13 protein-coding genes are annotated in these 13,086 nt (G+C 40.2%); 9 read left to right on the forward strand and 4 right to left on the reverse strand.

The window, feature by feature from the left end:
- Positions 1 to 28: 28 nt before the first annotated feature.
- From ACX1N5_RS11275 to ACX1N5_RS11285, 3 genes are all read left to right on the forward strand, one after another.
- Positions 29 to 610 (forward strand): lipocalin family protein, encoded by a 582-nt coding sequence (locus tag ACX1N5_RS11275; RefSeq protein ID WP_458802418.1) that lies wholly within the window; start codon positions 29 to 31, stop codon positions 608 to 610.
- Between the two features lie 166 nt (positions 611 to 776).
- Positions 777 to 1,721, forward strand: a complete 945-nt coding sequence (gene rarD / locus ACX1N5_RS11280; protein WP_458802416.1) for an EamA family transporter RarD — start codon at positions 777 to 779, stop codon at positions 1,719 to 1,721.
- 183 nt (positions 1,722 to 1,904) lie between these two features.
- Entirely contained in the window at positions 1,905 to 3,362 is a 1,458-nt protein-coding gene (locus tag ACX1N5_RS11285) for a glyceraldehyde-3-phosphate dehydrogenase (RefSeq protein ID WP_458802414.1), read from the forward strand.
- Positions 3,363 to 3,420: 58 nt separating this feature from the next.
- Here ACX1N5_RS11285 and ACX1N5_RS11290 read toward each other — a convergent pair whose 3' ends face one another.
- Positions 3,421 to 4,278, reverse strand: a complete 858-nt coding sequence (locus ACX1N5_RS11290; RefSeq protein ID WP_458802412.1) for an SDR family oxidoreductase — start codon at positions 4,276 to 4,278, stop codon at positions 3,421 to 3,423.
- Positions 4,279 to 4,407: 129 nt separating this feature from the next.
- Between ACX1N5_RS11290 and ACX1N5_RS11295 the strand changes: the two genes are divergently transcribed.
- From ACX1N5_RS11295 to ACX1N5_RS11310, 4 genes are all read left to right on the forward strand, one after another.
- Positions 4,408 to 4,770 (forward strand): winged helix-turn-helix transcriptional regulator, encoded by a 363-nt coding sequence (locus tag ACX1N5_RS11295; RefSeq protein ID WP_131380583.1) that lies wholly within the window; start codon positions 4,408 to 4,410, stop codon positions 4,768 to 4,770.
- Between the two features lie 100 nt (positions 4,771 to 4,870).
- Positions 4,871 to 6,079 (forward strand): Obg family GTPase CgtA, encoded by a 1,209-nt coding sequence (cgtA, locus tag ACX1N5_RS11300; protein ID WP_131380581.1) that lies wholly within the window; start codon positions 4,871 to 4,873, stop codon positions 6,077 to 6,079.
- A 17-nt stretch (positions 6,080 to 6,096) separates the two neighbouring features.
- A complete protein-coding gene (proB, locus tag ACX1N5_RS11305; protein WP_131380579.1) occupies positions 6,097 to 7,230 on the forward strand; it encodes a glutamate 5-kinase in 1,134 nt (377 codons plus the stop codon).
- A gap of 656 nt (positions 7,231 to 7,886) precedes the next feature.
- Positions 7,887 to 8,096 (forward strand): hypothetical protein, encoded by a 210-nt coding sequence (locus ACX1N5_RS11310; RefSeq protein ID WP_458802409.1) that lies wholly within the window; start codon positions 7,887 to 7,889, stop codon positions 8,094 to 8,096.
- Between the two features lie 60 nt (positions 8,097 to 8,156).
- Here the strand turns inward: ACX1N5_RS11310 and bioB are convergent, their stop codons facing one another.
- On the reverse strand, positions 8,157 to 9,152 hold the full coding sequence (gene bioB, locus ACX1N5_RS11315) for a biotin synthase BioB (RefSeq protein WP_004752765.1): 996 nt from the start codon (positions 9,150 to 9,152) through the stop codon (positions 8,157 to 8,159).
- A gap of 231 nt (positions 9,153 to 9,383) precedes the next feature.
- Positions 9,384 to 10,484, reverse strand: coding sequence for a tRNA epoxyqueuosine(34) reductase QueG (gene queG, locus ACX1N5_RS11320; RefSeq protein ID WP_458802441.1), 1,101 nt, complete (start codon positions 10,482 to 10,484; stop codon positions 9,384 to 9,386).
- Positions 10,485 to 10,503: 19 nt separating this feature from the next.
- Between queG and ACX1N5_RS11325 the strand changes: the two genes are divergently transcribed.
- A complete protein-coding gene (locus ACX1N5_RS11325) occupies positions 10,504 to 11,979 on the forward strand; it encodes an NAD(P)H-hydrate dehydratase (protein WP_458802407.1) in 1,476 nt (491 codons plus the stop codon).
- A gap of 11 nt (positions 11,980 to 11,990) precedes the next feature.
- Here ACX1N5_RS11325 and ruvC read toward each other — a convergent pair whose 3' ends face one another.
- Positions 11,991 to 12,536, reverse strand: coding sequence for a crossover junction endodeoxyribonuclease RuvC (gene ruvC / locus ACX1N5_RS11330; RefSeq protein ID WP_004752762.1), 546 nt, complete (start codon positions 12,534 to 12,536; stop codon positions 11,991 to 11,993).
- Between the two features lie 190 nt (positions 12,537 to 12,726).
- Between ruvC and ACX1N5_RS11335 the strand changes: the two genes are divergently transcribed.
- The gene (locus ACX1N5_RS11335) at positions 12,727 to 12,903 is read left to right on the forward strand and encodes a hypothetical protein (protein WP_458802406.1); all 177 of its coding nucleotides are present in this window, start codon (positions 12,727 to 12,729) and stop codon (positions 12,901 to 12,903) included.
- Positions 12,904 to 13,086: the final 183 nt, after the last annotated feature.

Consider the following 13,086-nt stretch of genomic DNA (forward strand, 5'->3'; position numbering starts at 1 on the left):
TTTTGAGGATTGATGAGGATGGCCAAAAGTGAATAAAAAACTGAAAACAAAATCATGGTTCAAAAAACTGGTAGTCGCAACCGTATTGCTGGGCATTGGTACATCAGTGATGACACATGCACAAAAGCCAATGCCGACCATTGCGCAGGTTGATTTGGCAAAATACTTGGGTGTTTGGTATGAAATTGCCAGAAAACCAATGTATTACCAAAAACAATGTGCACGTAATGTGCAGGCGGTTTATACGCTGAATGTGAATGGCAATATCAGTGTTGAAAATAGCTGTGTCAATACGGATGGGCACTTGGAGCAGGCACAGGGTGAGGCTTATGTAGTCAATGCACCGCATAACAGCAAATTGCGTGTGAGTTTTTTGCCAGAATCGCTACGTTGGCTACCTGTAGGGCGAGGGGATTACTGGATTTTGAAACTTGATGAGAATTACCATACTGTGCTTGTGGGTGAACCAAAGCGAAAATACCTCTGGATTTTGTCACGTGAACCACATTTGTCGGAGGATGTCGTACAGGAATATATCAAGTATGCACAAAGCCTTGGCTATAACACTAACGATTTGATTCGTACCCTACAAACTGAAAAAAATAATTAAAAAGCCAACAGAAAATAACCAAACCCCGATATAATTAGCTGGTGTTTTTTTGAGTAAACGGTATAAATTTTTAAAAAATCTAAGCCGTGCTCTTTCTCCCTGTTCGTTGTTCTAAAAGTATTTGGTTATTCTATGTTTTCTTGTGATATTTCACTCGGGGGTGTAGATGGTTAAAGGCATATTTTTTTCTGTTTTAGCCTCTACAGTTTTCGGGATTTTGTATTTTTACAGTCAATTCCTTAAAATTTTTGATGGTTCACAAACCTTTGGCTGGAGAATGATTGCATTATTACCATTTTTAACCCTGTTTATGTGGTTGAGTGGTGATCTTCATCTGATTCGTCAGGTGTATGAACGTGTCAAACAAAAACCGACATTTTTCTTATTACTGTTGTTGACAGCGATGCTGGCTGCTGTGCAGCTTTGGTTATTTCTCTGGGCGCCGATGCATGGGCGAGGCATGCAGGTGTCTTTGGGTTATTTTTTATTGCCTTTAGTCTTGGTTTCGGTTGGTAGTATTTTTTACAAAGAAAAGCTGTCTTGGTTTCAAAAAATTGCTGTTTTATGTGCTGTATTGGGTGTAGCACATGAATTTTGGCGTGTTGGTAGTATTCCATGGGAAACCTTGTTGGTTGCCTTGGGTTATTCAGCCTATTTCTTTTTACGTAAAGTTATTAAAACTGACCATCTGGGTGGTTTTTGGTGGGACAACATGCTTATGTTGCCTATCGCGATTTATTTTGTGCAAACATGGACTTTACCTTGGAGCACATTCCTTGAGCAGCCCCATTTAATTACTGCGATCATTGGTTTGGGAATCTTGAGTGCGATAGGTCTTGGAAGCTATATTTTGGCAAGCCGTTATTTGCCTATGGTCTTATTTGGGTTGCTCAGTTATCTTGAACCTGTGCTTTTAGCCATTTCTGCTGTCATTTTAGGAGAGAAGATCCATGCAGAAGAATGGTTTACTTATATTCCAATTTGGTGTGCTGTTGGTATTTTAGTTTTGGAAGGAATGTGGCATATTTACTTGCAACAGCGTAAACGTTATGCACTGATTACTAATATTGAAAAATTCTCTGAACGTGTTGGAAGTAATCGAGAAAAATAATTAAATTCAACTAATTAGATGAGTTTTATATTCATTTTATTTGTAAATATATAATATTTTTTTATGAATATGACGATAGTATAATCTTTTTATGATAATACTATCGTTATTTTAATTTAAACTTGCGCAGTTTTCCTTTAAAATTATCCGCGATAAACACTTCTATAATTTGAGGACGTACTTGTGAGCAAAGAAACGATTGTCGCTCTACATGCAGAACATCAGGGTCGCTGGAAGAACCGCGAAGAAATCGCAGAAAAAATGATTGTTTTAATCGGTCAATTATACCGTGAAAAAAACATCGTCACTTCTGTGTATGGTCGCGCTTTAGTTAACCGTTCAGTGATTCAGATTTTAAAAGCACATCGTCGTACTCGTATTGTAGATGTTGAACTGTCTGTTGTTAATACTTTCCCGATTTTAGAAGCATTAGCAAAAATCGACAATATTGGTTCTGCCGAAGTTGATCTTGGTAAACTCGCTGTAGAATACAAAGAAAAAGGTGGTGATGTAGACGCCTTTGTTGCAAAAGCTGTACAAGCAATTCAAAACCGTGCTACTGAAGTTGAACCTAAAGATGTTGTTCTTTATGGTTTTGGTCGCATTGGTCGTATCTTGGCACGCTTAATCATCGAACAAACTGGTATTGGTCGTGGTTTAAGCCTAAAAGCGATTGTTGTACGTAAAACTTCAGATGGCGATTTAGCAAAACGTGCATCTTTGTTGCGTCGTGATTCAATTCATGGTTCTTTTGCTGGCACAATTTCAGTTGATGAAGAAAACGAAGCAATTATTGCTAATGGTAACTTCATTAAAGTAATTTATGCATCTAACCCAGCAGAAGTTGATTACACACAATACGGTATTGAAAATGCATTGTTAATTGACAATACAGGTAAATGGCGTGATGCAGAAGGTCTTGCTCAACACTTGAAATGCGCTGGTGTTGCACGTGTTGTATTGACTGCACCAAGTAAAGGCGAGATGAAAAACGTGGTGTTTGGTGTAAACCAAGCAGACATCTTGGATGAAGACAAAATCATCTCTGCGGCAAGCTGTACAACTAATGCGATCACACCGTTGTTGAAAGTATTAGACGACAAATATAAAGTTCTTAATGGTCATGTTGAAACTGTTCACTCATTTACCAATGACCAAAACCTGATTGATAACTATCATAAAGCAGATCGCCGTGGTCGTGCTGCGACACTGAACATGGTTATTACTGAAACAGGTGCAGCTAAAGCAGTTGCTAAAGCATTGCCTGCATTGAAAGGTAAATTGACTGGTAACTCAGTACGCGTTCCAACACCAAACGTATCTTTAGCAATCTTGAACTTGACTTTAGATAAAGAAATTGATCGTGACGAAGTGAACGAATATGTTCGCCAAATTTCAATCAATTCAAACCTACAAGGTCAAATTGGTTATACCAACTCGACTGAAGTGGTTTCAAGCGACTTTATCGGTTCACGCAGCGCAGGTATTTTTGATGCGCAAGCAACAATCGTTTCTGGTAACCGTTTAACTGCTTATGTATGGTATGACAACGAAGTGGGTTATAGCTGCCAAGTGTTGCGTATCGCTGAACAAATGAGTGGTATTAGCTACCCTAAAGTTCCGAGCACAACTCAAGCTTAATTGCTGTTGTTTCTCTAGCAAAAACCCAGTCTTTTGACTGGGTTTTTTATTCGCGACTTTAAGAAGTCATTAGTTGTTTGATTTGGGATTTAATATCAGTGCTTGCATGACCGATCAATAGTTCTAAGTCTTTTGAGTCACTATACATTGCACCTTGCGCTGCTTGTATATCGGCATCGACAATCACGTTCACTAAACCTTCGGGTAAATCCGCCGCAAGTAAGGCTTCAGTATATTCTTGAGCAGTCAGATTTTGGTAGCGTACAGTTTTTCCTGAGATTTGAGTGATGATTTCTGCAAGCTTAGAAAGTGTAAAACTACCTGAACCTGCAAGTTCATAAACTTTGTGTTCATGCCCTGAACTGATGAGCACTTTGGCTGCTGCTTCAGCATAATCTTGACGTGAAGCTGAGCTAATTTTACCTTCGCCTGCTGCGCCATACAAAACACCTTGTGTAATGATCTGGGGTAAAGTTGCTAAATAATTTTCGCTATACCAGTTATTACGTAGCAGTGTGTAGGCTATACCACTCTCTTTGAGAAGAGCTTCAGTTTCCCGATGCTCTTGAGCAAGTGCAAGTGGTGAATACTCTGCATTGAATAAACTGGTATAGACGATATGTTTCACTTTAGCTTTTTGAGCGGCTTCAATTATTGCTTGATGTTGTGGTGTGCGGCGACCCACTTCATTGGCTGAAATTAAAAGTAATTTGTCGATGCCTTGAAGTGCAGGCGTTAAAGAGACAGGTTCATCATAATTAAAATAACGGACGTTGATTCTTTGTTGTGTTAAGTGAAGAGCTTTATCTTGATTGCGTACTAAAGCCACAATATTTTCTGGGGCTTGGTTGTTTAATAAAAACTGAATGACATGTTGTCCAAGTTGACCTGTTGCGCCTGTAATAGCAATTTTCATTCTGATTTCCTGACCTAAGGTTAAGTAAGTTCTGCAATATATTTTGTGATATGATCATAATTCCAAAACTTACTAAAAGTAAGTACACACCTAAAAGTAAGTTAATGATGTTGAGGTAAGAATTTTGCTATGACACAGACAAGTCAAAATCTAATGGGTTATGTTTTATCCAGTCAGTGCCCGTCACGAGAAATTTTGGAACATCTCACCAGTAAATGGGCGGTATTGGTACTGCGCTGTTTAAGTGAAGGGGTGCAGCGTTTTAGCCAGCTCAGAAAGAGAATTGATGGTGTGAGTGAAAAAATGCTGACCCAAACTCTCAAGATCTTGGAAAAAGATGGTTTTGTCAGTCGCACTGTGTATCCAGAAGTTCCGCCAAGAGTTGAGTATCAGCTAACAGAGCTTGGAGAACTTGCCGCACAGCAAATTACCCAACTGGTTGAGTGGATTGAGCAAAATCTTGAATTTATTCTTCAACATAAGAAAATTTGAGTTGTAATAACGATAAAAACCAATTGTGTCATTTTTCTATTCGAGAAATTTATTAAAATATGGCAGAATAGACGGTTTTAGAGATTTAGAGGATTGGCCAATGCGCTTTGTTGATGAAGCAGTCATTACCGTAGATGCTGGCGACGGTGGCAATGGCGTAGCCAGTTTTCGCCGTGAAAAATTTGTCCCATTTGGTGGTCCAGATGGTGGGGATGGTGGTCGTGGAGGCAGCGTGTATATTCAGGCTGATACTGACACCAGTACCTTGGTCGATTATCGATATACCCGTAAATTCCGCGCTGAACGTGGAAAAAATGGTTCTGGTGCAAACTGTGCTGGTCGTGGCGCGCCCGACGTTATTTTAAAGGTTCCTGTTGGAACAACTATTGTAGATACAGAGTCTGGTGACATTATTGGTGACCTTATTGAAAATGGTCAGCGTGTGCTTGTTGCACAAGGTGGTGATGGTGGTTTAGGGAATACCCATTTTAAATCATCAACCAACCGTTCCCCACGTAAATTTACCACAGGGATTAAAGGCGAATTCCGTGAAATTCGCCTAGAGTTGAAAGTCCTTGCGGATGTTGGCTTACTCGGTATGCCAAATGCAGGAAAATCAACTTTTATTCGTGCAGTATCTGCAGCAAAACCAAAAGTGGCTGATTATCCATTTACCACGATGGTACCAAACTTGGGTGTGGTTGATGCTGACCGTCATCGCTCATTTGTGATGGCAGATATTCCAGGGTTGATCGAAGGCGCGGCAGAAGGTGCAGGTTTGGGGATTCGCTTCCTGAAACACTTGGCACGTACGCGTATCTTGTTGCATATTGTTGATGTACAACCGATTGATGGTTCAGACCCTGCGCATAATGCCAAAGCGATTATGGCAGAGTTGAAGAAGTTCTCCCCAACTTTGGCTAAATTGCCAGTCGTTCTTGTATTGAACAAACTTGATCAGATCGATGAAGAAAACCGTGAAGAATGGTGTCAGCACATTTTGACTGAGCTGGACTGGCACGGACCTGTATTTAGAACATCAGGGTTGCTTGAAGAAGGTACCAAAGAAGTTGTGTACTATTTGATGGATCAGATTGAACAACAGCGTGAGCGTGAAGTTGAAGATCCTGAATATGCAGCAGAAATGAAAGCCTTCCGTGATCAGCTTGAAGCTGAAACACGTGAGCAAACATTGGCTGCTAAAGAAGCATATCGTGCGATGCGTAGAGCACAACGTCAAGGTGATGATGATGACTTTGATGATGACGATGAAGAAGACGACGAAGTAGAAGTGATATACGTACGATAAGTACGACTGAGGACATAATGATTGAAGTGGTGAATGGGCAACGTCAGCTAACTGGCTATAAACGTATCGTTGTGAAAATCGGCTCTTCTTTACTTACAGCAAATGGTCAAGGTTTAGACCTCGATGCAATTTCTCATTGGGCAAGTCAAATTGCCGATTTGCATCGTTCTGGGCATGAAATCATTCTGGTTTCATCTGGCGCTGTAGCAGAAGGCATGGTACGTATGAAACTTGCCGCACGACCCACAGATTTGCCAAGTCTACAAGCCTGCGCTGCCATTGGGCAGATGGGTTTGATTCAGACTTGGTCAAGTGTTCTCGAAAAACACCATATTCAGACGGCACAGGTGTTATTGACTCATGATGATTTGGCAGATCGCCGTCGCTATCTAAACTCATGTGATGCATTGCAACACTTGATCGAATGGCGCGTGATTCCAGTCATTAATGAAAATGACACGGTATCTACCGATGAAATCCGTTTTGGTGATAACGATACTTTGGCTGCCATGGTTGCCGGTCAGGTGCATGCTGATTTATTGATTATCTTGACAGATCAGCAGGGCATGTTCGATGCAGATCCTCGTTCCAATCCAAATGCTAAATTGCTCTCGAGCGTCCGTGCGTTAGACGACAGCTTGTTTGAAATGGCAGGTGGTGGTGGTTTGCTTGGGCGTGGTGGTATGGTTACCAAAGTGCGTGCAGCACGTTTAGCAGCCAAGTCAGGTTGTCCAACCTTAATTGCGAGTGGTGACAGCGATTTGGTGTTGTCGCGTCTTATGTCTGGTGAAATGCTGGGAACATTGTTTGTGACAGACAATGACCGCATGACAGCTCATCAACAATGGCTTGCTGCACATTTGCAAACCGCGGGTCGTTTAGTGATTGATGATGGCGCGGTGGAAGCGATTAAGAAAAAACATCGTAGCTTGTTGCCTGTGGGTGTTAAAGCTATTGAAGGGCATTTCGACCGCGGTGATGTGGTTGAATGCGTCGATACGAATGGGCAGCGTGTTGCTGTGGGTCGTGTGAATTTTAGTTCTCGTTCTGCAGATATTGTCAAAGGGCTAGCATCTGATAAGGTTTTTCAAGTCTTGGGTGAAGCGCGTTCTTTGGAAATGATTCATCGTAACCATATGGCAATCTATTAATTTTGCTATTTTAACAAAGCTCACTTTGGTGGGCTTTTTTTATGCAATAAATAAAAATAATAAAATTTCAGGAAGAGTGTGATTATATTGTTATCTGTAATAATTTATTAATGAAAATAATTTATGTGCATTGTATTGTGTTTTTGTGGTTAATGATTTGATTTTTTGGCATTTTTATAAAGATAAATAATATTGTGATGGTATTTATTAATACGAAGAAAACTAGGATATTTTTTTGTTACAAATATATTGAAAAGTGTTGTTTTGATGATTGGTTTTAGTTTTTATTTTTCTATTAAATTATTTTATATCAATATCTTATTTTTAATATTTGGTTTTTATTTTAGATTATTATAGGTGCTGAAATATAAAATTTAGTACGTGTTATTTTAAGTTTATTATTAAGTCGTATTGTTTTTATAAAAAACCCATGCTACTTTTATGTCTATCGATAGTTTATTGAAAATATATTTAAAATTAAGGTATTAATACAATTTAACATATATATAAAATACATTTTAAGATTATACCAGTTTTCCAACGCCATCTTTACCGATGGTGTTTTTTTATGTGTGATATTTAAAAAATGAGATTGATTTCTTGTGAGAATCATCCGATAAAATACGGTTGTAGTATCGTTGGGTAAAAGAGAAAAAATGATGAAAGATTTTCAGGCAGACACATATATTGTCGATGAAAATATTACAGACACGATGTTGTGGTTATTGCAGCATCAGGATTGTTTTGATGAATTACACTTTGATGTACAACAGCAAGAACTGACTGTGACGCATGTCGCAGGTGTTGATCAGATTCGTGTAGGAATGTATTTAACCGCAAAGTATGGAATTTTAGTGACTTCCTGAGAAGCGAAAAAAAGAGGTGATTTATACGTATAAATCACCTCTTTAAATTATTTTTGAATTTTAAGCTGATTCAGTCATTGCATCGACAGAAAGTTCAGCTGCAGTAAGTTTTGGTTTTTCCGCAACTAAACCGAGTTTACTGAACAAGACCTTGTCGCGACCTTCGCCTGCATTTGGTGTGGTCAGTAGTTTTTCACCAGAGAACAGTGAGTTTGCACCTGCCATAAATGCCATTGCTTGATCAGTGTCAGACAGTGACTCACGACCTGCTGATAGACGAATATAACTTTTTGGCATGATAATACGTGCAACCGCAATGGTACGAATCCATTCAGTCACTTCAAGTTTTTCAACTTCTTCAAGTGGTGTGCCTTCAATTGGAACAAGCATGTTGATTGGCACAGATTCAGGATGAATTGGCAGGGTTGCTAATTCATGCAGCAAACCAATACGGTCTTGTTTTTGTTCGCCTAGACCAACGATACCGCCACTACATACTTTTAAACCTGCGTTGCGTACGTGGTCTAACGTGTTGAGACGGTCATCAAAGGTGCGTGTACTGATGATATTGCTATAGTATTCGCGAGACGTGTCTAGGTTGTGGTTATAGTAGTCTAAACCTGCATCTCGTAAGCGTTCAGCTTGTGACTGGTTGAGCATACCTAAAGTCATACATGTTTCCATGCCAAGCGCTTTCACTTCTTTAACCATTTCTAACACATAAGGCATGTCACGTTCATGCGGGTTACGCCATGCTGCACCCATACAAAAACGTGAAGAACCTGATTCTTTAGCTTCTTTAGCTTCAGCAATCACTTTATCAACAGCAATACGTTTTTCGGCTTCTAATTTAGAATCATAATGTGCAGACTGAGAGCAGTATTTACAGTCTTCAGGGCATTTCCCTGTTTTAATTGAAAGTAAAGTGCTGACTTGAATAGTATTGGCAGAAAAATTCTCGCGGTGAACACGCTGAGCTTCAAACACCAAGTCTAGAAAAGGTTGTTCATATAGCTTTTGGATTTCTTCACGAGTCCAATCGTTTCTCACGTGCATAATCGCCCTGTTGTGCATCAAGTTAATAACATGATATTAACTCGTTCATATAAAAACAACAGGGCAAAACTTTCCAAAATTTGTTAAAAAATTTGATTGTTTATCTTTTGTGAATTTAAAGCCATTGATTGCAAGATCATTGCAAAAACCTCGAATTTACCTGTTGGATTTTTTATTTTGATGAAAAATGATCCAATCTGGAATGAAGAAGTTTATTCATCTTATATTTTGTTATTTAAAAAAATGCGTTGAAGTGGCTTTTTTAAGTTGTTGCTGAATTGCCCAGTCGATATGTACATTGACAATGTCATCATGCAGGTTTTTACCTTGTTCTAAGGCTTGAATAATTTCAGAATCATAAGGCGCATTACCTAAACCAATCGCCACATTACGTTTAAAACTTTGGAATCCTGTCCGCCGAATAGGGCTACCTTCTGTACATTGTAAAAATGTAGCTTCATCCCATGTCCAAAGGTCAAGTAAGGATGCCTGATCAAGTCCATGCCGCGGATGAAAGTCCTCAATTGGAGTAATTTTGGCAAAACTATTCCACGGGCAAATAAGTTGGCAGTCATCACAACCAAAAATACGGTTACCAATGCCTTCACGAAATTCTTCAGGAATAATCCCTTTATACTCAATGGTTAAATAAGCGATACAACGACGTGCATCAAGCATATAAGGTTCAACAATAGCTTGCGTTGGGCAAATGTCGATGCAAGCTGAACATGAACCGCAATGAGCAGTTGTCGGTGGATCAGCAGGTAAGTCGAGTGATGTAAATAATTCACCCAACACAAAAAAAGACCCTGATTTTTTTTGAATCAGCAGCGTATGTTTGCCTGTCCAGCCCATACCTGCACTTTCATGAATAGCCTTTTCAAAAATCGGGGCGGAGTCAGCAAAAGGTCGGGCTTCAAAGTCACCGACACGCTCACGGATTTTTTGTGTCAAAGTCTTGAGTCGCCCACGCATGACTTTATGATAATCACGCCCACGTGCATAACGGGCAATAATGGCACTGTTGGGGGCAAAAGGCACATAACGAGGTTTCGGGGTTTCAACCAAATAATTCATGCGTACACAAATAATGCTTTGCGTACCAGGTACCAATAAGATCGGGTCGGCGCGTTTATCTAAATTGTCGTTTAAATAGTGCATATCCCCATGATAGCCACGCTCCAGATACTCTAAAAACCGCGGCATTTCTTTGTCTTGGCGAGTAGGTTTGGCAATCACACAATCAGCAAAGCCAAGTGCTAAAGCTTCAGCTTTAATCCATGCTTTTAATTCTTGTGGATCAAATTGTTGAAGTGGTATGGTGGATGACATAACAACAAGGGGAATAAACATGCAGCAGCAAGTGTACCATAGCCGTGAAATTCAAGCATGGGAGCAACGCTGGTTTGCTCAGAATAATAGCGCATTGGGCTTGATGAAACAGGTTGCATGGCAGAGCCATTTACATTTACTGGGTTATTTTGCACAGCAGTCTAAGATGATAAAACGTATCGCAGTCTGGTGTGGTACAGGCAATAATGCAGGAGATGGTTATTTTATTGCCGCTTACTTGGCAGAGCAGGGATATCAGGTTGATATTTATGCTGCTGAACGTGGTGACTCTCCAGCATTGCAACAGGCATTTTTATATGCACAAGATAAAGTTGAAAACTTATATACACATTTTAATGTAGCAGATCATTACGATGCTCATATCGATGCTTTGTTTGGTATAGGACTAAATCGTGAACTAAATCAGGACTGGCAGCAGATTATTCAGCGGTTTAATCAATGTTCTGAGTTAAAAATTAGTATCGACATCCCCAGTGGTTTACATGCCAATACAGGTCAGCCTTTACCTTGTGCCATTAAAGCCGATCTGACCTTGACTGCTTTAGGTTATAAAATTGGATTGTTTACAGGGCAGGGCAAAGAATTTTCAGGGCAGGTACAATTACTCTCCCTGATTCCACCCGATTCACAGTTAAATGCTTTAGCGCAGTTATCACCAACAACCATTAATTTACCTTTGCGACAGGCTTTTGGGCATAAAGGCACTTATGGGCATGCTTTAGTGATTGGTGGGCATGCTGATATGGGCGGCGCAGTCATTATGGCGGCCGAAGCTGCTTTTGCGGTGGGCGCAGGTAAGGTGAGTGTGATTTGTCATCGGCGACATCATTCAGCCATACTGGCACGTGCTCCAAATGTAATGGTACGAGATATTGAAGCTTTTACTGCTGAGAAAATTAATGAAACTTTACAAGCTGTTGATGCCGTTTGTTTGGGGATGGGGCTTGGGCGAGATGATTGGTCAAGGCAGATATTTCAGGCATGGTTTAAGCCTTTGCTACAACATATGCATTTAGAAGTGGTTTTGGATGCAGATGCTTTATGGTTCTTGGCCGAACAGCCTATGCAACTGTCTGAACAGATGTATCTAACGCCGCATTCGGGTGAGGCTGCGCGTCTGTTGGGTTGTCGTAGTGCAGAGGTAGAGCAGGATCGAGTGGCTGCAATCCAAGCATTAGCTGCCAAATTCTCAGGGCAATGGTTACTCAAAGGTTCGGGAAGTTTAGTGTTGGAAAAACAGCAACTCTGGGTGTGTACTGTGGGTAACTCTGGTATGGGAACAGGTGGAATGGGGGATACACTAGCAGGCATGATCGTCGGGCTAAAAGCGCAGTTGCATGAGCAAGTTGCTTTGCATCAAGTGGTGACTTTGCATGCACAGGCAGGAGATGTACTTGCGAAACAGGGCATGCGAGGCATTCAAGCCTGTCACATGCCACGGGCTGTGTATCAGGTTGTTAATGTTGCTCAGTAACTATAAACGATTTAGCGGCGACGAGAACTATAGCGGCTACGCCCACGAGCCATGCCCCCTAAAGCATTCAATACTGCAAGTTTACTCATACTACCTGAAGCGTGAGCATGGCAAATTGCTGCGGCAAGTGCATCGGCAGCATCAGCTTGAGGTTTGATTTCGAGTTTTAAAAGTCTCATCACCATCATTTGCACTTGTTCTTTGTCCGCAGCACCATAACCAACCACAGATTGTTTGATTTGGCGGGCAGTATATTCGGCAACTTGCAAATCAAGGTTGACGAGAGCGGCAATGGCTGCACCACGCGCTTGTCCAAGTTTGAGTGCTGAATCAGGATTTTGTGCCATAAAAACTTGTTCAACAGCAGCTTCAGTTGGGCCATGAAATTTTACAATACGTTCAACCCCTGCAAAAATTCTTTTTAGGCGTTCGGGCATCTCTTGAGTTTCTGTGCGAATCGTCCCTGCATCGACAAATTTTAGCTGGCTACCCTGATGCTCAATAATCCCATAACCAGTCAGGCGAGAACCAGGATCGATACCAATAATTAATGACATTCTATTCACTGTGTTATACAAACATTTTTTATTATAGGGTTTCATGATTATTTATGCAGTTGAATCTGCTGAAAACCGTAGCGATTTGTAGTTCTGTGATATTTAAGATTTAGATAAGTAACAAAATAATACTGATTATTGTGAGTAAATGTTACATCATATAAAAATGAAATATCAAAAGGTTGGGTAAATGAAACAAATACTTTTAGGTTTAGGTGTGATATTCACTTTGTCGTTATCTGCCTGCGCTGTATATACCCCAGCGGGAAGTGTTGTGGTTGATCCTGGTCATGCTTCCCATGGCGGTTATGATGATGGAGATAGAGGTTTCTGTCCTCCAGGACAAGCGAAAAAAGGCCGTTGCTAGGTTAGAAGATAAGCTTTTACTGGAATTCCCCCAAATGGGTGGATGAGTATCAGAATAAGAATAGAGAGTAATTCATAAATTTTGATTGGATTGCTCTTTATTTTTGTTTGTGCAAATTTAGAAAGACCGTATTTTTGTAAAAATAAATAATTATAAATCACTAGGGCTTTAAAAATAAAAGAA

The organism is Acinetobacter sp. ANC 4636 (assembly GCF_054454555.1).